Raw genomic sequence first — 22,529 nt, forward strand, 5'->3', positions numbered from 1 at the left:
GAAATTTTATTGAAATACCCCCTCCGGACAGAGGGGGTGTCATGACATTACTCTTCGCTGTCGCCCGCGCTGCTGCGCGCAGGCGAATCAATCTCCACGCGGTCGATACGCTGCAGGCCGCGCATCAGCGAACCGCGGCGACCGCGCTCGCCCACCACTTTCTGCAGCTCTTCCGGGCGAAGCTTGATTTTACGCTTGCCAACGTGGATGGTCAGCGTGCTCTGCGGCGGCAGCAGGAAGAGGTGCGCCAGGCCATCTTCACCTTTCGCGGCTTCCGCCGACGGGATGTTGATGATCTTGTTGCCCTTACCTTTCGACAGCTCCGGCAGGTCGCTGACCGGGAACATCAGCATGCGTCCGGCAGAGGTGATCGCCAGCAGCATGTCGCTCTCGTTCTCAATCACCAGCGGTGTCATCACGCGGGCATTGTCCGGCAGGCTGATCAGCGCTTTACCGGCACGGTTACGCGACACGAGGTCGTTAAAGGTACAGATAAAGCCGTAGCCCGCATCGGACGCCATCAGCAGCTTCTGGTCGTCGGCCTCCATCAGCATGTGGTCAACCGTTGCGCCCGGCGGCAGCGTCAACTTACCGGTGAGCGGTTCGCCCTGGCCGCGCGCGGAAGGCAGCGTGATCGGGTCGATAGCGTAGCTGCGGCCCGTGGAGTCGATAAACGCCACCGGCTGGTTGCTCTTGCCTTTCACGGCCGCTTTAAAGCTGTCGCCCGCTTTATAGCTTAGGCCCGGCGCGTCGATATCGTGGCCTTTGGCGCTGCGCACCCAGCCGCTCTGCGACAGCACAATGGTCACCGGCTCGGACGGCTGCATGTCGTGCTCGTTCATCGCCTTCGCTTCTTCGCGCTCGTGCAGCGGAGAACGACGGTCGTCACCGAAGGCATCGGCATCGGCCTGCAGCTCTTTCTTCAGCAGGGTGTTCATCTTGCGCTCGGAGGCGAGGATCGCCTGCAGCTGATCGCGCTCTTTTTCCAGCTCGCTTTGCTCGCCGCGGATCTTCATCTCTTCCAGCTTAGCGAGATGGCGCAGCTTCAGTTCGAGGATCGCTTCGGCCTGGGTTTCGCTGATGCCAAAGCGCGACATCAGCGCAGGCTTCGGCTCGTCCTCGGTACGGATGATCTCAATCACTTCGTCGATATTGAGGAACGCCACCAGCAAACCTTCGAGGATATGCAGGCGCTTAAGCACTTTCTCCAGACGATGGTTCAGACGACGGCGCACCGTATCGCGGCGGAACGTCAGCCACTCGCTGAGGATCTCCAGCAGGTTTTTCACCGCCGGACGACCGTCCAGACCAATCATATTCAGGTTGATGCGGTAGCTTTTTTCCAGATCGGTAGTGGCGAACAGGTGGTTCATCACCTGCTCCATGTCCACGCGGTTAGAGCGCGGCACGATCACCAGACGGGTCGGGTTCTCGTGGTCCGATTCGTCGCGCAGATCGTCCACCATCGGCAGCTTTTTATTGCGCATCTGGGCGGCGATCTGCTCCAGCACTTTGGCACCGGAAACCTGGTGCGGCAGCGCGGTGATCACCACGGCGCCGTCCTCTTTATTCCACACCGCGCGCATGCGCACGGAGCCGCGACCGTTCTGGTAGATTTTGCGGATTTCTGCACGCGAGGTGATGATCTCGGCTTCGGTCGGGTAATCCGGCCCCTGCACGATATCCAGCAGCTCGTCCAGCGAGGTTTTTGGCTGCTCGATCAGGGTGATGGCGGCTTTCGCCACTTCACGCAGGTTGTGCGGCGGAATGTCCGTCGCCATGCCGACCGCAATACCGGTGGTGCCGTTCAGCAGGATGTTCGGCAGACGCGCAGGCAGCATCTTCGGCTCCTGCAGCGTACCGTCGAAGTTTGGCACCCAGTCAACGGTTCCCTGACCCAGCTCGCCCAGCAGCACTTCGGCGTATTTGGACAGGCGGGATTCGGTATAACGCATCGCTGCGAAGGATTTCGGATCGTCCGGCGCCCCCCAGTTCCCCTGCCCGTCCACCAGCGGATATCGGTAAGAGAACGGCTGGGCCATCAGCACCATCGCTTCATAGCAGGCGCTGTCGCCGTGCGGATGGTATTTACCCAGTACGTCACCCACGGTACGGGCGGATTTCTTGAACTTAGCGGTGGCGTTCAGCCCCAGTTCGGACATCGCATAGACGATGCGGCGCTGAACGGGCTTCAGGCCATCCCCGATAAACGGCAACGCCCTGTCCATGATGACGTACATGGAGTAGTTCAGGTAGGCGTTTTCCGTGAATTCATGTAGCGCGAGGCGCTCTGCCATATCGCTCATTACGTGTGATTCCTCAACTCAGAAACCGAAGGGTTTCAGGCAATATTGCCGCAGATACTACCTCATCTGACGAATTGAGTCACAAAGAAAAAGGGCCGCATAAGCGGCCCTTTTCGGGTTATTTGTTCAGCTTGATAACCTGCTTCACGTCGATTTCAAACTCGTTCCAGTCTTTGTCGACTTTACCCTGCAGCTCTACTTTATCCTGCGGGGTGACGGTCACGCCGTTCCAGCGCTTGTGGTCAATCTCAACCACCACCGTGCCGGACTCGTCGCGGAAGGTGTAGCGGTCATCGGACAGGCGCTCGGTAATGTTCCCGCGCAGCTTCACCCAGGCATCGTCCTTCAGATCTTTCACTTTAGCCGCGGTGGTGAGGTTGGCGTTGTTATCGACAAAACCGCCCTGCTGGGTTTGCGTCTGGGTCTGTGTCGCAGATGGTCCAGTAAAGCCGCCCTGTGCAGCAAAGACCGGCGCGGTGGTCATCATCATGATGGCAGCAATTGCAGCGAATTTTTTCATCTTCATCTCTCCCTTTAACGTCGTTTCGCAGTCCATTAAACAGGGTAAACCTTAACAACTTCTTAAGGGAAAAATTTATTTATTTTTACTGTACAGCAGGCGCTTGCAGAGGGTTTACTGACGGCATCAAGGAGGGAACATGCGCATTTTACTGGTAGAAGACGACAGGTTAATCGGCGATGGCATCAAAGCAGGCTTAAGCAAACTGGGCTTTAGCGTGGACTGGTTTACCGACGGGAAAACCGGGCAGGCCGCGCTCGCCTCAGCGCCCTATGATGCCGTGGTGCTTGACTTGACTCTACCGGGAATTGACGGTCTGGAGATCCTGCGCGCCTGGCGCGAAAGCGGCCGCAGCGAGCCGATACTGATCCTGACCGCGCGGGATGCGCTGAACCAGCGCGTTGAAGGGCTGCGCCTCGGTGCGGACGATTATCTCTGTAAGCCGTTCGCGCTGATAGAAGTGGCCGCCCGTCTGGAAGCACTGGTGCGCCGCAGCCACGGTCATACCCGCAGCGAGCTGCGCCACGGCAAGGTGACGCTCGATCCGGCAAGCCTCGTCGCCACGCTGGAGGGCGAAACGCTGACGCTTAAACCCAAAGAGTTCGCCCTGCTGGAGCTGCTGATGCGCAACGCGGGCCGGGTGCTGCCGCGCAAGCTGATCGAGGAAAAGCTTTATACCTGGGACGATGACGTCTCCAGCAACGCCGTCGAAGTCCATGTCCATCATTTACGCCGCAAGCTCGGGAGCGAGTTTATCCGCACCGTGCACGGCATCGGCTACACCCTGGGTGACGCATGAAGCTGAGCCTGAAGCTGCGCCTGACGCTCCTCTTTTTAGCGCTGTCTCTGACGGCCTGGTTTGCCGCCAGCCTGGTGGCGTGGCAGCAGACCACCCACAAGCTCGATAAGCTGTTCGACACCCAGCAGATGCTGTTTGCCAAACGGCTGCTGACGATGGATCTGGACGAGATCCGCGCGCCGGAGCGCATGCGCGAGGTGCCGAAAAAGGCCAAACACGGGCATCTGGACGATGACGCGCTGGCCTTCGCTATTTACGCTTCAGACGGCACGATGCTCCTTAACGACGGCGAAAACGGGCGCGATATCCCGTATCACTATCGTCGTGACGGCTTTGATGACGGACGGCTTCAGGATGACAACGATGAATGGCGCTTTTTATGGCTGACGTCGCCAGACGCAAAATACCGTGTCGTTGTCGGCCAGGAGTGGGAGTACCGGCAGGATATGGCGCTGGACGTGGTCAGCTCGCAGCTGACGCCGTGGCTGGTGGCGCTGCCGGTGATGCTGCTGTTGCTTATTGTCCTGCTGAGCCGGGAGCTGAAGCCCCTGAAAAAGCTGGCCCAGACCCTGCGTTCCCGCTCGCCGGACGCCACCGACGCCCTGCCCACTCAGGGCGTGCCGGCGGAAGTGCGCCCCCTGCTCGACTCGCTGAACCATCTTTTTACCCGTACCCAGGAGATGATGACCCGCGAGCGCCGCTTTACCTCCGACGCCGCCCACGAGCTGCGCAGCCCGCTGGCGGCGCTGAAGGTGCAAACCGACGTGGCGCAGCTTTCTCAGGACGATCCGCAGGCGCAGGAAAAAGCGCTGGCGCAGCTGCACGCGGGTATCGACCGCGCCTCCCGGCTGGTGGATCAGCTCCTCACCCTGTCGCGCCTGGACTCTCTGGACAGCCTGGACGGCGTAGAACAGATAGCGATGGCTGATCTGCTGCAGTCTGCGGTAATGGATATTTATCCTTCGGCACAGCAGGCGGGTATTGATATACGCCTGCACATCAACGCGCCGGAGGTGACCCGAACGGGTCAGCAGCTGCTTCTGAGCCTGCTGGCGCGTAACCTGCTGGATAACGCCACCCGCTACAGCCCGCGCGGCAGCGTGGTAGACGTGACGCTGAACACCCGTAGCGTTACCGTGCGCGACAATGGCCCGGGCATTTCGCCCGATGCGCTGGCGCGTCTCGGCGAGCGCTTTTATCGTCCACCGGGTCAGGACGCCACGGGCAGCGGGCTGGGGCTATCCATTGTGAAACGCATTGCCGCGCTGCACGGCATGCGCGTCTCACTGGGCAATGCGCCAGAAGGCGGCTTTGAAGTGAAGGTTAACTGGTAAGGGATTATTGCATTTAGCGCAAAAGACTTTGCACATTTTGCTTATTTTTCCGCTCCGTCCTCGCGCGTAGAATACCTGGCATACTCTCATCACCGAGGACAAATAATGAGCAATATTCTGATTATCAACGGCGCTAAAGAGTTCGCGCACTCTAAAGGCCAGCTGAATGACACCCTGACCGAGGTCGCGGACGGTTTCCTGCGCGACGCCGGGCATGATGTTAAGGTCGTGCGCGCGGACAGCAACTATGACGTGAAGGCCGAAGTGCAGAACTTCCTGTGGGCCGATGTGGTTGTCTGGCAGATGCCGGGCTGGTGGATGGGCGCGCCGTGGACCGTGAAAAAGTACATGGACGACGTCTTCACCGAAGGTCACGGTTCGCTGTATGCCAGCGACGGACGCACCCGCTCAGACGCCTCTAAAAAATACGGCTCCGGCGGCCTGATTCAGGGCAAAAAATATATGCTCTCCCTGACCTGGAACGCCCCTCTGGAGGCCTTCACCGAAAAAGATCAGTTCTTCGAAGGCGTGGGCGTAGACGGCGCGTATCTGCCGTTCCACAAGGCGAACCAGTTCCTGGGGATGGATCCGCTGCCGACCTTTATCGTCAACGACGTGATTAAAATGCCTGACGTCCCGAGCTATATCGCAGAATATCGCAAGCATCTCGCGAAAATTTTTGCTTAACTGGTAGCCTGGAATTAAAGGAGTAGTAACCATGCTTACAGTAATCGCAGAAATCCGTACTCGTCCAGGTCAACATCACCGCCAGGCGGTGCTGGATCAGTTCGCGAAAATCATCCCAACCGTACTGAAAGAAGAAGGCTGCCACGGCTACGCGCCGATGGTGGACGCCGCTACCGACGCAAGCTTCCAGGCCACTGCGCCAGACTCCATTATCATGGTTGAGCAGTGGGAAACCGTCGCGCACCTCGAAGCACACCTGCAGACCACGCACATGAAAGCGTGGAGCGATGCGGTGAAGGGTGACGTGCTGGAGACCCACATCCGTATTCTGGAGCAAGGGGTTTAAAACCTGCCTTCCCTCTCCTTCCGGGGAGGGAATTCTCTCTGACCTGCTATGCTTATTCTGACTTCATGATTAACAGGAGGATGGAATGGGTCTTTTTAACTTCGTGAAAGAAGCAGGCGAAAAGCTATGGGATAACCTGACCGACCACAAAGGTCAGAGCGACAAAATCACCGAGCACCTCAAGAAACTCAACATTCCCGGTTCAGACAAAGTTCAGGTTAATGTTACCGACGGCAAGGCCAGCGTGACGGGTGACGGGCTGACCCAGGAGCAGAAAGAAAAAATCCAGGTCGCCGTCGGCAACATCGCGGGCGTCAGCGAGGTGGAGAACAACATCACCACGACCGATGCCAAAGATGAAGCCACCTACTACACGGTAAAATCCGGCGACACCCTGAGCGCTATCTCCAAAACCGTGTACGGCGATGCCAACCAGTACAACAAGATTTTTGAGGCTAACCGCCCGATGCTCTCCAGCCCGGATAAAATCTATCCCGGCCAGACGCTGCGTATTCCTAAAGCGTGATCCGCGAGTCGGGGGTCGCCCCCCGACCGTTTTTACCAGTACAGTTTCCAGCTCTGCGTAAAGCGCACCAGCGCCTCCACGTAGAAGTAATCTCCCCAGCTCGCACACTCGTCCACCCCTTTGTTGCTCGCCAGGTGATAGACCGAGTGCTTCAGCAGCCCGGTGCCCTTCTCCTCTTTGCCCATCAGGTAGTGCTTCGTCAGTGACGACATAATGCCTTTGGCCCACTCCAGATACCGCTCCCGGTCTGGATCCGTCACGGGCAGGTGCTTCACCAGCTCCAGCAGCCCGCACACCGCAATCGCCGCCGAGGACGAATCGCGCAGCGCGTTGGTCCCCACCAGCGCCAGATCCCAGTGGCAGACGTAGTCTTCCGGGAGGCGGTTGAGGAAGTAGTTCGCCAGCCGCTTCGACAGGGCAATCATCGTCTCGTCGCCGGTATAGATATAGCTCAGCAGGAAGCCGTAAATCCCCCACGCCTGCCCGCGCGACCAGCAGGAGTCATCGGCATAGCCCTGCTGGGTATTGCCGTAGCGCGGCGCGCCGGTTTGTACGTCCATATAATAGGTGTGGAACGTGGAGGCATCGTCGCGGATGAGATAGTTTGCCGCCTGCATGACGTGCGCTTTTGCGGCGTCAGCAAAGCGCGGATCCCCCGTCTGCTCCGTCGCCCAGTAGAGCAGCGGCAGGTTCATGTTGCAGTCGATGATCATCCGTCCGGCCTGCTCCGGGTCTGAAAGATCGCCCCACGCCTGAATGATTTTCGCCTTCTCATGAAAGCGCTCCAGCAGGGCTTCAGCCGCCAGCAGGGAGAAACCGCGCGCCTCGCGGCTGCCGGTAAGTCTCCAGGCCGCCACGCAGGAGAGCGTGTACAGGAAGCCCAGATCGTGAGTGTTGGTGTCGCTGCGCCCGGCGATGCGCAGGCCGAAGGAGCGCACGTGTTTTTCCGCCATCGAGCGGAATTTCTCCTCGCCGCTCATCTCCCACGCCAGCCACAGCTGGCCGGTCCAGAAGCTGGTTGTCCACTCTACGTTGTCGGTCAGCGGGTAATAACCGTTCCGGCAGGTTTCCGCCGGGAACTGCTCTCCGAATGCCGTTAAATGACGGCTAATCAACTCGAGGACGTGGCTACGCGCAGAGATCAGTTCATCGCTAAACAGGCGCGAGTCTACGGGAGCAGGAATGGCAGACAGGCGTTCCTCTCTGATACGACTTAACATATTTCGGTTCCTTGTGGTCAGCGTGATGAAGGTTCTGCTACGTTCAGCGGGCGGGGGCCGCGCCATTTGCTCTGGCAGGCGGATAACGTAAAAGCAGAAATAAGGGTAAAGATCAGCGCCGTCGCCCCCATGATGATATAGGTCTGTTCAAAGCCGATGCGGTCATACATATATCCGGCAGGCGAGGAAACCACCACGTTCCCCACGTACAGCATCGCCTGATAGCCCAGCAAATACATGGTGGCGTTCACGCGCTTGTCGAAATGCTCCGCAATATATTTAAAGACCGACACCAGCAGCAGGCAAATTTCTATACCATATAGCGGCTTGAGCACGGAAATTAACAGATGCGAGTCGCACATCCCGGAAATAATCAAACGCGCCCCGACGATCAGCCCGACAATTAATAGCCCGCGCCTGGCGCCAATAAAGTTAACGAACAGCGGGACAACCATATACATGACGAATTCTATGCCCGACTGCACGGTGCCGAGATAACCAAACACCGCGTTGCCCTCATGAATATCGTCAAAGAAGGTAACGAAATAGCGCGAGAACTGCTGCTCGGCGATAAACATCATCCACGCCACGCCCGCCACGTACAGGCAAAAAGCCCAGAATTTACGGTTACGCAGCAGGGCGTACACATCTGCGGGGGCAATTTTCTCTTTGGTCAGTACCGCATCGGCATGAACGGAGTTAGTGTTCACTTTCAGGCTGAGCAGGACAACCAGCATCACGATCGACGTCACGCTGCCCATAATGAAGTTATAGGTCGGTGAGAGGTTGAACAGCAGGCCGGAGAAGGACGATGCCACCGCCCAGCCGAGCGAGCCCCACATACGAATTTGCCCGAACTCCATGCCGTTTAAGCGGCTGAATCGGTCGGAATAGGATTCACACGCCGCCACGCCCGCATACCAGGCAAAGCTTAAATAGAGCGCGCCGATAATAATCCCCAGCAAGGTGCTGGACATTAACAGCGGCTGATAGACGTAAATAAAAAACGGCGCCATCAGGGCCGACATGGCGACCACAAAATAGAGCAGGTATTTGCTCATGCCGATTTTATCGAGAATATAGCCGTAGATGGGTTTGAGGATAACGGAAAATATTCCGTTCACCGCGAACACGGTTCCAATTACCGTCCCGCTGAGATTCGCTTTTTGACCCAGCCAGATCGCCAGCAGGCCAATACTCGCGGACCAGGTAAAGAAATAGAGAAAAATAAAGCTGCTGATTTTGTAATATTCGGTTCTGTTGGTTGTCGATGTATTTTTCATACCATCCTCGCCGAGGTGTAGGGTCAGAATTTTTATAACGTGAACGACAGCAGACGTTCGCCTCCAGGATCGCGGATTACGACCCGGTTATGGTTCATATCCAGCTGCGGCGCGGCCGCAACGTTCTGTTTTTCACTGGCAATGACGGCGCAGCAGAGCCAGCGCTCTCCCGGTTGGAGATCGGTTTTTAACAGCGGAATGGAGGCGCACTCCGGGAACATGATGCTGCTGTTCGGCGGCGTGACGATGCTGTCCGGGGTGCGTTCAATGAAAGGCGACAGATCGACAATCGCACTGCTGCCGTTCTCTGCCGCCAGATAGCTGCCGCGCGCGCGGATTTGGTGCTCCGTTTTCATCACGGCGAAACCGCCCTCCGCCGTTTGCAGCGTGCGCGCGCTGTTGATGCGGTGCAGGCGCAAATGCCACTCGCCGAAGGGGATTTGCCAGGTCTCAATGTGCACGTCGTGCCACGGCGACCAGCGTGAATAGATGTAGTTTTCATCCACCCGCACCGCGTCGCACTCGCGACGTCCGCGGAAATAGTTATCCCCGTCCGCCAGCAGCAGCATGGAATCACAGGCCGCATGCTTCAGGCCAAAGCGCCCGCGCTCAATGGTGAAGCCAAAGCGGCTGGAGTAGGCAAATTTGGTGTATTTCGCTTCGGTGTTGACGTAGTTGTTCAGCTCCAGCTGACCGGCGGTGAGCATGGTGACGTGCTGAGAATTCGTCGAATGCATCAGGATCTGCTGCGCGTGCGGGATGACGTGCTTCTCCGCCAGCGCGGGCAGCGGCTGTTCTTCTGCCTGCCAGAACGGATGCGTCTCCGGCAGCGCCAGAATCAGGTAGCTTTTTAGCGCCCAGTAGGGCGAGCCGGGAGAGTTATAGTCCTCACACATGGCGAGGTTCGGACAGGCAAAACCGAGGGTCAAAATGCCGTCCCGATCGGTAATCGTCTGCTGCTGCCACCAGCGGAGGTGGCGCAGGATAATGCCTTTCACAATACCCGGCGTGAACACGTCAAGTTCAGAGAAGGCAACCGCGCTCCAGAAGGCGACCATCGCAAAGCGGTAGGTCAGGCTGCGGCCAAACGGTACCGACGCGCCGTCCGCGGCGGACCAGTAGATAAAGTCCTCCGCAAACAGACGCGAGCGCTCGCGCAGCACTTCTGCCCTCGCCTCGTCGCCGCTTAAAGTGGCGTAAATCAGGCCGTAGAAGTGGAACGCCATGGAGATGTAATAATCTTTCGGGCGACCCGCGCCGTCGGAATACCAGCCGTCACCCAGGTAATAGGCCTCCATCAGCGCAAACCGATGGTCGATGGCGGCCTGGTCGTACGGCAGCCCGGCGCGTTTGAAGCCCAGCTGGACCATAATGGCAAAGTAGTTCCAGTTGCTGTCGGGCATCTGCGCGTCGGCAATCTGATTCAGCCACGCGTGCAGGTTCATCACCTCGCGCTCGCTGAAGCAATCGGTGAGTTTATTCCCCAGCAGGGAAAGCCCCAGACCGTAGGATGCCATCTCGACCAGACGCTGATCGTACGGACCGGTTTCGCCCCAGTAGCCCGGACTTTGCGGATCGGTGCCGATCCTGATGGCCTGCATGTACTTCTCGCTAAACGGCGAAGCATCGCCCGAAGCCAACAGCGGAAACAGCCCCCATAGCGCGCGGGAGAGCCCCTCCATCTGCGCGATATCCGTCGCGTAGTGCGCGCAGGTATCACCCAGCGAGAACCGCGAATGATTTACCGGAAACTGCTTATCCAGCGCGCCAAGTAAGGTATTCAGAGACGCCACGACGTCCTGGCGTGAAGACAACAGATTTGATTTTTCTTCGCTTTCCGCCCGCATAGTTCCACCCTCGTCATCAACTGCGGCCAAGCATAGTGAATGCGTAAGGTGGAGAAATGTTAGCCACGTCACAGGTGGGAACGTTCGATAAACCTGCGGTTGATAAAATTTAAAAAGGTGGTTTATAAATCTCTTCTGACGGGAAAAAGTTGAGTTTTATTGCACTATGCATGACGCGCCCATAACCGATCGTCTTGAGCTCATTACTTTAAACGACACCGTAGCGTCGTTCAGCCGCCTGTTTGCTAACACGGTGCGTTACCACCACTGGCATCAGTGTCTTGAAATTCTCTATGTGGAAGAAGGGTTTGGCGTCGCGATTGTCGATAACCGTCACTACACCATGCGCCCCGGACGCCTGTTTTTCTTTCCGCCATTTACCCTGCATAAAGTCAGGGTGGACGAACAGGCGGAAGCGATTTACCGCCGCACGATTATTCACCTCGACCACCACGCGGTGCTGAAGTGCCTGCGTGATTTTCCGCACACGCAGCAGCGGCTGGAGAAACTCTCGCGTCGCGGCTCAGAGGCGTGGGTGGTTGACCTGGCACACTGCCACAGCCATGTCGATCATCTGTTCAGCTGTTATCCGCCGCCGATGAGCAGCGAAAGCATCGCCGGGCTGCTGATTAGCCTGTTTGCTATGTTGCCTGACGATCGTACCGGCGCACCGGGCAGCAGCACGGGGATCGCCAGCCAGGTGATGTTCTGGCTGGACGAGCATTATCAGGAGAAATTCCGCCTCGACGCGCTGGCAGCGGAACTGGGCAGATCGCGCAGCTACGTGTCGCGAAAATTTCATGCGGAGACGGGGGAGAAAATCCACCACTACCTGAACACGCTCCGCCTGCGTAAGGCGTGCGAATGCCTGCTGCACAGTGACGCGAGCGTGCGGGAGATTGCCGTGCGGGTGGGATTTTCCGACGTGACCTGGTTTATCAGCGCATTTAAGAAGGGGATTGGCGAGACGCCGCTGCAGTACCGGAAGAATCATCGTGCGGTATGACACCCTCACCCGCCCCTCTCCCGCGGGAAGAGGGAGACAATCAACTGCTTTTCTTGCCCGGCTTTAGCCCACGGTGAAGCTCGTTGATGCGCTTCATCGACTTGATGGTGCGCTGCGGCTCGGTGGAGGCGACGGATAAAACAATCATCTCCAGGCACAGCAGCACCGTGCCGTGGAGCGGGATTTTGCCCTTCTCGCCGCCGCGCGGAACGTGGATCACCACGCTGGCCTCTTTGCTGAATCGGGAGTCGGTGGCATTGGTGAGCAAAATGGTGGGGATCCCCAGCCGTTTCGCTTCGCGCAGCGTGGTCTGTCCTTCCCGATGCGCGGATTTTTGCGTCATCATGATCAGCACATCCCCGCGCTGGAGACCTATCAGCTGCTCGGCCAGCCCTATTCCGGTGCGGTTAAGCGGCGTGGCGGGTAGCCCCATCCGGCTGAACAGCCTGGCGGTGTAGTCGGCCAAAATCCCGGATGCGCCAATCCCAAATATGGCAACCTGCCTCGCCTGCGCCAGCAGCGAGACCGCCTGCGCCATCGCGAAGCGGTTGTGGGGTTCAGACAACACCTCACAGGTGTGCTGATGCCCCTCCAGCACGAAATCAATGCTCGCATTGACGTCGCTGGTCAGCGTATTCACCGTGGTGGAGATCTTTTCGCTGGAGGTGACCACCGGGCCAAACCACTGCTCCAGCGTCTGCTTGAGATCGCGCAGCCCGGCGAAACCCAGCGCCTGGATGGCGCGAACGACGGTGGCGTCCGACGTTTTCAGCAGCGTCGCGATCTCCATTGCCGTCTGCTCCATCACCGCTTCACGATTTTCATTGATATAGCGCGCCACCTGCAGCAGGCGCGGCGTGAGCTGGTGCGACCGGGAGCGGAGGCGGTCGCCGAAGAGATCAACTTTACGGCTCATCGTGACGCCTCCGGCAGCGGACGTCCGGCAATCTGCGACTGGACCTGCGCGGCCATCAGCCCTAACGAGGCGAACGAGTTCGAGATGGCCTCTTCACGCGAGATCAGAACGTAATGTCCGGTGCGACAGGCATTCAGGAACTGACACCAGCCCGGCATCACCGCATCCATCGCCGCCAGCTCATCCTGCGGTTTGCCGCCCGTATCCCCGCGCCAGGTGGCGAAAACGAAATCCGCATCCAGCTCCGGCAGCCGCTCGGCGCTGACGTCAATTCGTCCCCCTTCCGGGATGGACTCAATCAGCGGCGGGAAGGTGAACCCGGCATCACGCAGCACGCGGCCCAGCGAGTGATAGCTGTGCATGGCGTTGATTTTCCCCTGATTGGCCTGAATCACCGACACGCTCACTTTGCGGGTATCAATAGTCGCTTTCAGCGCCTTAATTTGCTCCTGATAGCGCCGCTCCAGAATCTTGAGCCGCGCCTGCGTGCCCGTCAGCTGCGCCAGCTTGCGGTAGATCTCCGGCGCGCCGCCGTCGAGATGATCGATACTCACCGTCGGGGCAATTTTCTCCAGTTGTTCCACCGGGGTATTTCGCGTCGGCTCGGTAATGATCAGGTCAGGCTTTGCGGCGGCGATGGCTTCAATGTCGATATCCGCAGTGCCGATAAACTTGATGTCGGAATTATCGAAGTCGACGCCGGTCAACATGCCGCTGGAGCGCAGAAAATGGCTGCCGTCCGGCCGGGTGCGGCCATGGCTCGCCACCGGCGGTACGCCAAGCTCAATCAGCGGAATAGTAATGTCCAGGTCGTGTAGCGAGACGATCCGTTTCGGATGCACCGGCACCACCACCTTACGGTTCAGATCGTCAGTAAACGTCTGCGTCGGCTCGGTCGCGCTCGCCGCAAATCCCACCAGCAACAGCAATGAAAACAGTATGCGCATGTTAATCCCCTAAAATCTGTCCCGACGCTGCCAGAGCAGCAGCAGGAAAAACGGTCCGCCAATCAGTGAAATCACAATTCCCGCCGGCAGCTGCAGCGGGAGGAATGCCAGCCGCCCGACGTTATCCGCCAGTAGCACCAGCAGCGCCCCCAGCACGGCGCTACCCGTCAGGAGCGCCGTTTGCCCGCCGCGGAGCAGCAGGCGCGCCATGTGCGGCGCAATCAGCCCGACAAAACCAATGCTGCCCACGCAGGAGACGCAGGCCGCCGTCAGCACTACCGGGGCGAGAACCCTTAGAAGCGCCAGCCGGTTTGTGCGCACGCCAAGGCCCGCTGCGGTGTGGTTACCAAGCAGCGCCACGTCCGCAGCGCGGGCGGTAACCAGCAGCAGCGCAAACGCCGGAAGCGCCCAGGCTGCGGCAATGCAGACCAGCGTCCAGTTTGCCGCGTGGAGGCTGCCCGCCAGCCATAGCATCGCCGTCTGCACGTCGCGCAAGTCCGCCGTGGTCATAAAGACGCCCATTGCGGCGGCAAAGACCCACGACACGCCGATGCCGATCAGGATGAATCGCGGACGTGAGATATCGCGCGCCAGGGCTACCACCAGCAGCGCGGTGAGCAGCCCCCCGGCCATGCCAACCAGCGGCCGCCAGGCCAGGCCCAGCGCCGGGAACTGAAATATCAGCAGCAGTACCGCCGCGCTACAGCCCTCTTTCACCCCGATAAGCCCCGGATCGGCCAGGCCATTGCGGGTAATGGACTGCATTGCTGCCCCCGCCATGCCGAGCATCCCACCGCACAGCGCCGCCATCAGCAGGCGCGGCAGGCGGATATCCATCACGATGTAGCGCGTCTCTGACGTCAGGGTTTCTGGATAAAACAGCGCGCGCCCGATGGCGGAAGTGGGGATGGGCAGAGAGCCGTGCGTCAGGCCAAACCCCGTCAGCAGGCAGGCGGCCAGCGTCAGGAAGACCAGACATACCAGCGCCTTTGGGCGGACCAGCGCCGAGAAGGTGCCAACGCGTAGCGCACGCAGTCCGGCGCGGTTCATTTAAACATCCTCGAGGCCATGAAGATAAAGACAGGGGCGCCAACCAGCGCGGTCATGATGCCGGTTGCCAGCTCCCAGGGCGAAAACAGCGTGCGGGCAGCGATATCCGCCAGCAGCAGAACCAGCGCCCCGCACAGGGCGGACAGCGGCACCATCACGCGCAGATCGACCGACACCAGACGGCGAACGAGCTGGGGCACCACGAGGCCGATAAAGCCGATCGGCCCGGCGAGGGAGACCGCCGCACCGCAGAGCAGCGCGATGGCCATCAGGGCAAGCAGCCGCGTTTTCAGCAGCGATACGCCAAGCCCCTGCGCCATTCTGTCGCCCAGCGCCAGCATGTTGAGCGAGGGCGACAGCCAGAGCGCCAGCGCAAAGCCCACGCCAGCCACCCACAGGGCAGCGGCAATCGTTTCACCGCTGACCCCCGCTAAATCCCCCGCCAGCCAGGTGCGCATGGCGAGCAGCGTCTGTTCATCGAGGATGAGCACCGTGGCGGTAATCGACGAGGCAAGCGCCGACATCGCCACGCCGCACAGCGTGACCTTCATCGGCGTAAGCCCGGTGCGTCCGGACGAGGAGAACGTGAGCACCAGCAGAAACAGCGCCGCGGCTCCGGCGGCGGCAATCAGCGGGCGCCCAAACGGCAGCGTCATCCCCAGCGCGCTCGTCAGCACCACCGCGAGCGCCGCCCCGGCGTTGAGCCCCAGAATATGCGGTTCGCCGAGCGGGTTGCGGATCGTGGATTGCAGCAGCACGCCCGCCACGCCGAGCGCGGCCCCCGCCACCATCGCGGCGCAGAGGCGCAGCAGTCTGAGCTTGATGATGATGTTATGGTCGAAATTGCGCGGATCGAAGTGGAGGATGGCCTCCACCACCGTTTGCGGGGCGATAAAGCGGGCGCCGATCCCCAGATGGGCAATCGCGCCCGTTGCCAGCAGCAGGGCGAACATCAGGAAAGCCAGAGAGGTGCGCATCATGGCTGTTTTGCGATCTGGCGAAACGGCATAAAGAACGGTTTACCGGTCAGCGGATTGATGGACATATGCACGTCGACATCAAACACCGCTTTAATCAGCTCCGGCGTGCAGGCGTCCCCTTCATGCAGTACGCCCTCGACTTTTCCCTGGCGTAAAAAGACCAGCGAATCGCCGTAGCTCACGGCGAAGTTGAGATCGTGCAGCACCACCACCACGGTACGTCCGTGCTCGCGCGTCAGCGTATGCAGCAGTTCGAGGATCTCCACCTGATAGCGGAGATCGAGGAACGTGGTGGGTTCATCCAGCAGGATATAGGGCGTTTGCTGCGCCAGCGCCATGGCGATCCAGCAGCGCTGACGCTGGCCGCCGGACAGGCTTTCGACGGGCATGTGGGCAAACTCGGCCGTGCCGGTCAGGCGCAGGGCCTCCTCTACCGCCTGCTCGTCCTCGTCGCTCCACTGGCGCATAACGTTCTGCCAGGGAAAACGCCCGCGCGAGACCAGCTCAAAGACGGTTAACCCTTCCGGCAGCAGCGGAGACTGCGGCAGGATACCAAGCTGGCGGGCGACGGCTTTCGTCGGCTGCGCGTGGATCGCCTTGCCGTCGAGAACCGCCGCGCCGCCAAGCGGCTGAAGCAAACGCGCGATGGTACTCAGCAGCGTGGATTTTCCGCAGCCGTTCGCCCCCACCAGAACGGTGATTTTCTGCTGGGGGATCGCAAGGGAAATATCATCAACGATGATTTTTTTCTGATAACCGGCAGAAAGATTCTCCAGAACCAGACCCGGTTTTGTCGTGTTGTGAGCCACGTGCATGCCAACGTAATAAAAAAGGGAAACAAATATAAATAAAAATCATTCTCTTTTGAGAGTTTGAGGCCGCGCCATGTAGTAGTCAAGGGAAGAAACACCCTGAAAAAACCAGGGGTAACGGTGTGCTACTACACTGGCCGGTAAAACAATAAAGACTTAATTTTCAATTGATTAATTGATTACCCCTGTGCTTTCCCGTTACGTTTCAGAGATGTAGCCGATTTTTAGCTTTTTTCATTTACTACTACATTTCCGCATGATTGAATGATTCTCAATTACATGTTCGATGCCAGTTCTGGCTAACGGGCAGACCATAAAGGGCAATGACTCACAGGTTCTTCCGTGAAGGTGCTTCACGGATATTTTGGGATAACAGTTGTAATGGCTACGTTCACACCTTCACTCTCTGGGATAAAAGGGCGCGCGCTCTTTTCACTGCTGTTTATGGCGCCGCTGTCGCAGGCAGCAGACACCACGGCTAAAGACGGCGAAACGCTTACCGTCACCGCCGATCCAAATGCTACGGCGGAGGCCACCAACGGCTACCAGCCGCTGAATACCTCCACCGCCACGCTGACCAACATGCCGATGCTGGATATCCCGCAGGTGGTGAATACCGTCAGCGATAAGGTGCTGGCGGATCAGCACGCCACCACGCTCGATGAAGCGCTCTATAACGTCAGCAACGTGGTGCAGACCAACACTCTGGGCGGTACGCAGGATGCCTTCGTACGCCGCGGGTTTGGCGCAAACCGCGACGGCTCGATCATGACCAACGGCCTGCGCACCGTGTTGCCGCGCAGCTTTAACGCCTCAACCGAACGCGTGGAGGTGCTGAAAGGCCCGGCCTCAACGCTGTACGGCATTCTCGATCCGGGCGGCCTGATTAACGTCGTCACGAAGCGCCCGGAGAAAATCTTCGGTGGCTCGATTTCTGCCACCTCTTCCAGCTTTGGCGGCGGCACCGGACAGGTCGATGTCACCGGTCCGATTGAGGGCACGCGCCTGGCGTATCGCCTCACGGGCGAGTATCAGGACGAGGATTACTGGCGCAACTTCGGCAACGAACGCAGCACGTTTATCGCCCCGTCGCTGACCTGGTTCGGCGACGATGCCACCGTGAGCGTGCTCTATTCGCATCGCGACTATAAGACGCCGTTCGATCGCGGAACGATCTTCGATCTCAACACTAAAAAGGCCGTCGACGTCGATCGCAAAACCCGCTTTGACGAGCCGTTTAACGTGACCGACGGGCAGTCCGATCTCGCTCAGCTTAACGCGGAGTATCGCCTCAACAGCCAGTGGACCGCGAGATTCGACTACAGCTACAGCCAGGATAAATACAGTGACAACCAGGCCCGCGTCATGGCCTACGATTCAAAAACCGGCACCCTGACCCGCCGGGTGGATGCAACCCAGGGCTCGACCCAGCGCATGCACAGCACCCGTGCGGATCTGCAGGGCAACGTGGATATCGCGGGCTTTTATAATGAGATCCTCACCGGCGTGTCGTATGAAAATTACGATCTGCTGCGCACGGACATGATGCGCTGTAAGAACGTTAAAGGTTTCAATATCTATAATCCGGTTTACGGCAAACTCGACGAGTGTACAACCGTCTCCGCCGCTGACAGCGACCAGACGCTCAAGCAGGAGAGCTACTCGGCCTACGCCCAGGATGCCCTGTACCTGACGGATAAATGGATCGCCGTCGCCGGGCTGCGCTACCAGTATTACACCCAGTACGCGGGCAAAGGCCGTCCGTTTAACGTCAATACCGATAGCCGCGACGAGCAGTGGACGCCGAAGCTGGGGCTGGTTTACAAACTGACGCCCGCGGTCTCGCTGTTTGCCAACTATTCGCAGACGTTTATGCCGCAGTCGTCCATTGCGAGCTACATTGGCGACCTGCCGCCGGAAACCTCAAACGCGTACGAAGTAGGCGCAAAGTTCGATCTGTTCGACGGCATTACCGCCAATATCGCGCTGTTTGATATTCACAAGCGCAACGTGCTGTATACCGAAAGCGTGGGAGGTGAAACCATCGCCAAAACCGCGGGCCGCGTGCGCTCCCAGGGCGTGGAGGTGGATCTTGCCGGGTCACTGACCGAGAACACCAATATTATCGCCAGCTACGGCTATACCGACGCGAAGGTGCTTGAAGACCCGGACTACGCGGGCAAACCGCTGCCGAACGTGCCGCGCCACACCGGCTCACTCTTCCTGACGTACGATATTCATAATGCGTTTGCCGGGAATACCCTGACGCTCGGCGGCGGCGGGCACGGCGTAAGCCGCCGCTCGGCGACCAACGGCGCGGATTATTATCTGCCGGGCTATTTCGTGGCGGATGCGTTTGCGGCGTATAAGATGAAGCTGCAGTATCCGGTGACGCTGCAGGTGAACGTGAAGAACCTGTTTGATAAGACCTACTACACGTCGTCGATTGCGACCAACAACCTGGGCAACCAGATTGGCGACCCGCGCGAAGTGCAGTTTACGGTGAAGATGGAGTTTTGATGTAAAAAAGCCCGGTGGCGCTAATGCTTACCGGGCCTACGATCCATTCCCTCTCCCTGTGGGAGAGGGTTAGGGTGAGGGCATCAGGCCTCAATATCCGCCATATCCCCTTTCTCCTGCAGCCAGTTACGTCGGTCTTCCGAACGTTTCTTGGCGAGGAGCATATCCATCACGGCGTTGGTTTGCTGTTCGTCTTCGTCGCTGATCGTCAGCTGCACCAGGCGGCGCGTGTTCGGATCCAACGTCGTTTCGCGCAGCTGCATCGGGTTCATTTCGCCCAGCCCTTTAAAGCGCTGCACATTTGGTTTGCCCTTCTTACGCTTAAGCTGCTCCAGCACGCCCGCCTTCTCTTCTTCCGTCAGCGCGTAGTAAACCTCTTTGCCGAGGTCGATACGGTAGAGCGGCGGCAGCGCCACGTGGACGTGACCGTTTTTCACCAGCGTGCGGAAGTGCTTCACAAACAGCGCGCACAGCAGCGTGGCGATGTGCAGACCATCGGAGTCCGCATCCGCGAGAATGCAGATCTTGCCGTAGCGCAGCTGGCTCAGATCCTCGCTGTCCGGATCGATGCCGATCGCAACGGAGATGTCGTGCACTTCCTGCGAGGCCAGCACTTCGTCTGAAGAGACTTCCCAGGTGTTCAGGATCTTACCCTTGAGTGGCATGATCGCCTGATATTCACGATCGCGCGCCTGTTTGGCCGACCCACCCGCCGAATCCCCTTCCACGAGGAACAGCTCGGTGCGGTTGAGATCCTGCGCGGTGCAGTCCGCCAGCTTGCCCGGCAGCGCAGGGCCGCTGGTCAGCTTTTTACGCACCACTTTCTTCGCGGCACGCAGACGACGCTGGGCGCTGGAGATGGCCATTTCAGCCAGCATCTCAGCCGCCTGAACGTTCTGGTTCAGCCACAGGGTAAACGCATCTTTCACCACGCCGGAGACGAACGCCGCGCACTGGCGCGATGACAGACGTTCTTTAGTCTGACCGGCAAACTGCGGATCCTGCATCTTCACGGAGAGCACGTAGGCGCAGCGGTCCCAGATATCTTCCGCCGAGAGCTTCACGCCGCGCGGCAGAATGTTGCGGTATTCGCAGAACTCACGCATCGCGTCCAGCAGTCCCTGACGCAGGCCGTTGACGTGGGTACCACCGAGCATGGTTGGGATCAGGTTAACGTAGCTTTCGGTCAGCAGCTCGCCGCCTTCCGGCAGCCACAGCAGCGCCCAGTCCACCGCTTCGGTATCACCGCTAAAGTTACCGACAAACGGTTTTTCCGGCAGCGTCGGCAGGCCGTTTACCGCTTCGCACAGGTAGTCGTTCAGGCCATCGGCATAGCACCAGGTCTGCTCGGTGTTGTTGACGTGATCTTTAAAGGTAATTTCCACGCCCGGGCACAGTACCGCTTTGGCTTTCAGCAGGTGCGTCAGGCGAGAAACGGAAAAACGCGGGCTGTCGAAGAAGCTTTCGTCAGGCCAGAAGTGGACGCTCGTGCCGGTGTTGCGCTTAGCGCACGTGCCGACAACCTGCAGATCCTGCACCTTCTCGCCGTTTTCAAACGCGATGTTGTACACCTGACCGTCGCGACGGACGTTCACTTCCACGCGTTTGGACAGGGCGTTCACCACGGAAATCCCCACGCCGTGCAGACCACCGGAGAACTGATAGTTCTTGTTGGAGAACTTACCGCCCGCGTGCAGACGGCAGAGAATCAGCTCAACGGCAGGCACGCCCTCTTCCGGGTGGATGTCCACCGGCATGCCGCGACCGTCGTCGATGACCTCCAGCGACTGATCGGCGTGCAGGATGACGTCAACGCGTTTGGCATGGCCCGCCAGCGCTTCGTCCACACTGTTATCAATAACTTCCTGGCCCAGATGGTTCGGGCGCGTCGTATCGGTATACATCCCCGGGCGGCGGCGAACCGGCTCAAGCCCGGTGAGTACCTCAATGGCATCAGCGTTATAGGTTTGCGTCATGATTTAAACTAGCAATTCGCATTGATTGTCAGTGGCTGTGCAGTCCAAGAAAATCGACAATCTGGGTGAAATGATCCTCAAAGCCCGTGAAAGCATGGTTTCCGCCCTCTTCTATAGTCTGGCGGCAGGAGGCGTAATACGCCACTGCCTGGCGGTAATCCAGCACTTCATCACCCGTCTGCTGCAGCAGCCAGATGAGATCCGGCGCTTCAAGCGGGTCGACCTGCATAACTTTGAGATCGTAAATATGGCGTGACTCTAGCACATATTGCTGCCCGGTGTAGGGGTTCTCGTTTTCGCCAAGAAAGTCCCTCAGCAGCTCAAATGGCCGTACCGCCGGATTAACCACAACGGCGGGCAGCATAAAGCATTGTGAGAGCCAGGTGGCATAGTACCCGCCCAGCGATGAGCCGACTACGCCAAAGGATTCACCGCCGTGTTCAAGCACGATCGACTCGAGCATTTCCGCCGCCTCCGCCGGGTACGGCGGCAGCTGCGGGATAATCATCTCAACGTGGGGGTGATGCTCGCTCAGCCACTGGCGAAACTGCGTCGCTTTTGCGGAGCGCGGCGAGCTGTTGAATCCGTGCAGATAAAGGAGCGTAGACATCAGTAGCCTTCTGAAGCGGTATCCGGGCGGAACTCTGCGCCTGCCAGACGGCAGACTTCCGTGGTCAGCGTGCCGTCGGCATGCAGTTCCAGCCAGCGCCAGCCTGGCGCGATGGTATCCAGCGTAAAGTTGGCGCAGTGCGGCTTAAACTGCACACAGGTTGACGGCGTCGCCAGCATGCGGCGTCCGTTCCAGTCGAGATCCTGTTCCTGATGGATGTGTCCGCACAGCAGGTGTTTCACGCGCGGGTATTTCGCCAGCACGCTATCCAGCGCCGCGGAGTTACGCAGGCTGTGCTGATCCAGCCAGCTGCAGCCCGCCGGCAGCGGATGATGATGAAGCAACAGCAGCGTATGACGTTCAGGTTCGGCAGCCAGTTTGGTCTCCAGCCAGTCGAGTTGAAACTCGCTTAATTCACCGTGCGGGACGCCAAATACCTGGCTGTCCAGCAGCAGGATCTGCCACTGTTCACCCGCAAATACGCACTTCGCCGGAGAAATCCCCGCATCCTGAAGGGAGCTGTACATTGCGGGCTGGAAATCGTGGTTTCCGGGCAGCCAGACGCAAGGCACGCTAAAGCTCGCGATGCCTTCAGCAAAATGCTGGTAGGCCGCGGAGGACTGGTCCTGCGCCAGATCGCCCGTTGCGACAATCAGGTCGCAGTCGCGATGTTCAGCGTGAATGGCGCTCAGTACCGCCTGATAACTCTCCCAGGTATTAACCCCCAGCAAAGTTTCATGCTTTTCGGCAAAAAGGTGGGTATCGGTGATTTGTAATATCCTGACTGGCGCCCCACCAGCAACAGTCAGGTTCAACAGGCTTTCCAAATGGTGTCCTTAGGTAG

The 22,529-nt window shown here is 58.9% G+C and carries 20 protein-coding genes; 7 read left to right on the forward strand and 13 right to left on the reverse strand.

The features are described 5' to 3' along the window. Positions 1-47 precede the first annotated feature (47 nt). Entirely contained in the window at positions 48-2,306 is a 2,259-nt protein-coding gene (parC, locus tag IM265_RS00745) for a DNA topoisomerase IV subunit A (RefSeq protein ID WP_041908127.1), read from the reverse strand. Between the two features lie 118 nt (positions 2,307-2,424). Beyond that, complete coding sequence (locus IM265_RS00750) at positions 2,425-2,826, reverse strand: YgiW/YdeI family stress tolerance OB fold protein (protein WP_023309189.1); 402 nt, start codon at positions 2,824-2,826, stop codon at positions 2,425-2,427. 139 nt (positions 2,827-2,965) lie between these two features. Here IM265_RS00750 and qseB point away from each other — a divergent pair, with 139 nt between their 5' ends. The 5 genes from qseB (at position 2,966) to lysM (ending at position 6,518) form a co-directional block, all read left to right on the forward strand. Continuing rightward, positions 2,966-3,625, forward strand: coding sequence for a quorum sensing response regulator transcription factor QseB (gene qseB, locus IM265_RS00755; RefSeq protein ID WP_193031833.1), 660 nt, complete (start codon positions 2,966-2,968; stop codon positions 3,623-3,625). After that, on the forward strand, positions 3,622-4,959 hold the full coding sequence (qseC, locus tag IM265_RS00760) for a quorum sensing histidine kinase QseC (protein ID WP_193031830.1): 1,338 nt from the start codon (positions 3,622-3,624) through the stop codon (positions 4,957-4,959). The genes qseB and qseC overlap by 4 nt, the downstream gene beginning before the upstream one ends. A 105-nt stretch (positions 4,960-5,064) precedes the next feature. Next, on the forward strand, positions 5,065-5,646 hold the full coding sequence (locus IM265_RS00765) for an NAD(P)H-dependent oxidoreductase (protein ID WP_041908121.1): 582 nt from the start codon (positions 5,065-5,067) through the stop codon (positions 5,644-5,646). A 31-nt stretch (positions 5,647-5,677) separates the two neighbouring features. Continuing rightward, positions 5,678-5,992 carry a putative quinol monooxygenase gene (locus tag IM265_RS00770; protein WP_032664433.1) on the forward strand — a complete coding sequence of 105 codons (315 nt, stop codon included), beginning with the start codon at positions 5,678-5,680 and terminating at the stop codon, positions 5,990-5,992. An 85-nt stretch (positions 5,993-6,077) separates the two neighbouring features. Next, complete coding sequence (lysM, locus tag IM265_RS00775; RefSeq protein ID WP_028014428.1) at positions 6,078-6,518, forward strand: peptidoglycan-binding protein LysM; 441 nt, start codon at positions 6,078-6,080, stop codon at positions 6,516-6,518. Positions 6,519-6,550: 32 nt separating this feature from the next. Here lysM and IM265_RS00780 read toward each other — a convergent pair whose 3' ends face one another. The 3 genes from IM265_RS00780 to IM265_RS00790 are packed head-to-tail and all read right to left on the reverse strand — an operon-like array spanning position 6,551 to position 10,868. Further along, on the reverse strand, positions 6,551-7,738 hold the full coding sequence (locus tag IM265_RS00780) for a glycoside hydrolase family 88 protein (RefSeq protein ID WP_193031828.1): 1,188 nt from the start codon (positions 7,736-7,738) through the stop codon (positions 6,551-6,553). A gap of 17 nt (positions 7,739-7,755) precedes the next feature. Next, positions 7,756-9,021, reverse strand: coding sequence for an oligosaccharide MFS transporter (locus IM265_RS00785; protein ID WP_028014430.1), 1,266 nt, complete (start codon positions 9,019-9,021; stop codon positions 7,756-7,758). 32 nt (positions 9,022-9,053) lie between these two features. Next, a complete protein-coding gene (locus tag IM265_RS00790) occupies positions 9,054-10,868 on the reverse strand; it encodes a DUF2264 domain-containing protein (RefSeq protein WP_193031826.1) in 1,815 nt (604 codons plus the stop codon). Positions 10,869-11,034: 166 nt separating this feature from the next. On the opposite strand from IM265_RS00790, the gene IM265_RS00795 reads away from it, so the two are divergent. Then, positions 11,035-11,874 carry an AraC family transcriptional regulator gene (locus IM265_RS00795; protein ID WP_028014432.1) on the forward strand — a complete coding sequence of 280 codons (840 nt, stop codon included), beginning with the start codon at positions 11,035-11,037 and terminating at the stop codon, positions 11,872-11,874. Between the two features lie 40 nt (positions 11,875-11,914). Here the strand turns inward: IM265_RS00795 and IM265_RS00800 are convergent, their stop codons facing one another. From IM265_RS00800 to IM265_RS00820, 5 genes are read right to left on the reverse strand one after another with little or no spacing between them, the layout of a single operon-like run. Further along, the gene (locus IM265_RS00800) at positions 11,915-12,790 is read right to left on the reverse strand and encodes a MurR/RpiR family transcriptional regulator (protein ID WP_193031824.1); all 876 of its coding nucleotides are present in this window, start codon (positions 12,788-12,790) and stop codon (positions 11,915-11,917) included. Further along, positions 12,787-13,737 (reverse strand): iron-siderophore ABC transporter substrate-binding protein, encoded by a 951-nt coding sequence (locus tag IM265_RS00805; protein ID WP_028014434.1) that lies wholly within the window; start codon positions 13,735-13,737, stop codon positions 12,787-12,789. The genes IM265_RS00800 and IM265_RS00805 overlap by 4 nt, the downstream gene beginning before the upstream one ends. Positions 13,738-13,746: 9 nt before the next feature. Beyond that, positions 13,747-14,787, reverse strand: a complete 1,041-nt coding sequence (locus IM265_RS00810) for an iron ABC transporter permease (protein ID WP_193031822.1) — start codon at positions 14,785-14,787, stop codon at positions 13,747-13,749. Further along, a complete protein-coding gene (locus tag IM265_RS00815; protein WP_193031820.1) occupies positions 14,784-15,767 on the reverse strand; it encodes an iron ABC transporter permease in 984 nt (327 codons plus the stop codon). The genes IM265_RS00810 and IM265_RS00815 overlap by 4 nt, the downstream gene beginning before the upstream one ends. After that, the gene (locus IM265_RS00820; RefSeq protein ID WP_049000697.1) at positions 15,764-16,576 is read right to left on the reverse strand and encodes an ABC transporter ATP-binding protein; all 813 of its coding nucleotides are present in this window, start codon (positions 16,574-16,576) and stop codon (positions 15,764-15,766) included. The genes IM265_RS00815 and IM265_RS00820 overlap by 4 nt, the downstream gene beginning before the upstream one ends. Positions 16,577-16,960: 384 nt before the next feature. Between IM265_RS00820 and IM265_RS00825 the strand changes: the two genes are divergently transcribed. After that, the gene (locus tag IM265_RS00825; RefSeq protein WP_193031818.1) at positions 16,961-19,099 is read left to right on the forward strand and encodes a TonB-dependent siderophore receptor; all 2,139 of its coding nucleotides are present in this window, start codon (positions 16,961-16,963) and stop codon (positions 19,097-19,099) included. Between the two features lie 83 nt (positions 19,100-19,182). Here the strand turns inward: IM265_RS00825 and parE are convergent, their stop codons facing one another. Genes parE through cpdA form a run of 3 tightly spaced genes read right to left on the reverse strand, consistent with a single transcriptional unit; the run spans position 19,183 to position 22,512 of the window. Further along, positions 19,183-21,075 carry a DNA topoisomerase IV subunit B gene (gene parE / locus IM265_RS00830; RefSeq protein ID WP_028014439.1) on the reverse strand — a complete coding sequence of 631 codons (1,893 nt, stop codon included), beginning with the start codon at positions 21,073-21,075 and terminating at the stop codon, positions 19,183-19,185. A gap of 28 nt (positions 21,076-21,103) precedes the next feature. Then, complete coding sequence (yqiA, locus tag IM265_RS00835; protein ID WP_041908103.1) at positions 21,104-21,685, reverse strand: esterase YqiA; 582 nt, start codon at positions 21,683-21,685, stop codon at positions 21,104-21,106. Beyond that, positions 21,685-22,512, reverse strand: a complete 828-nt coding sequence (cpdA, locus tag IM265_RS00840) for a 3',5'-cyclic-AMP phosphodiesterase (protein ID WP_028014441.1) — start codon at positions 22,510-22,512, stop codon at positions 21,685-21,687. Before cpdA ends, yqiA begins: the two co-directional genes overlap by 1 nt. Between the last annotated feature and the right edge of the window lie 17 nt (positions 22,513-22,529).

The organism is Enterobacter cloacae complex sp. P17RS, assembly GCF_014895885.1.
Lineage (GTDB): Bacteria > Pseudomonadota > Gammaproteobacteria > Enterobacterales > Enterobacteriaceae > Enterobacter > Enterobacter bugandensis.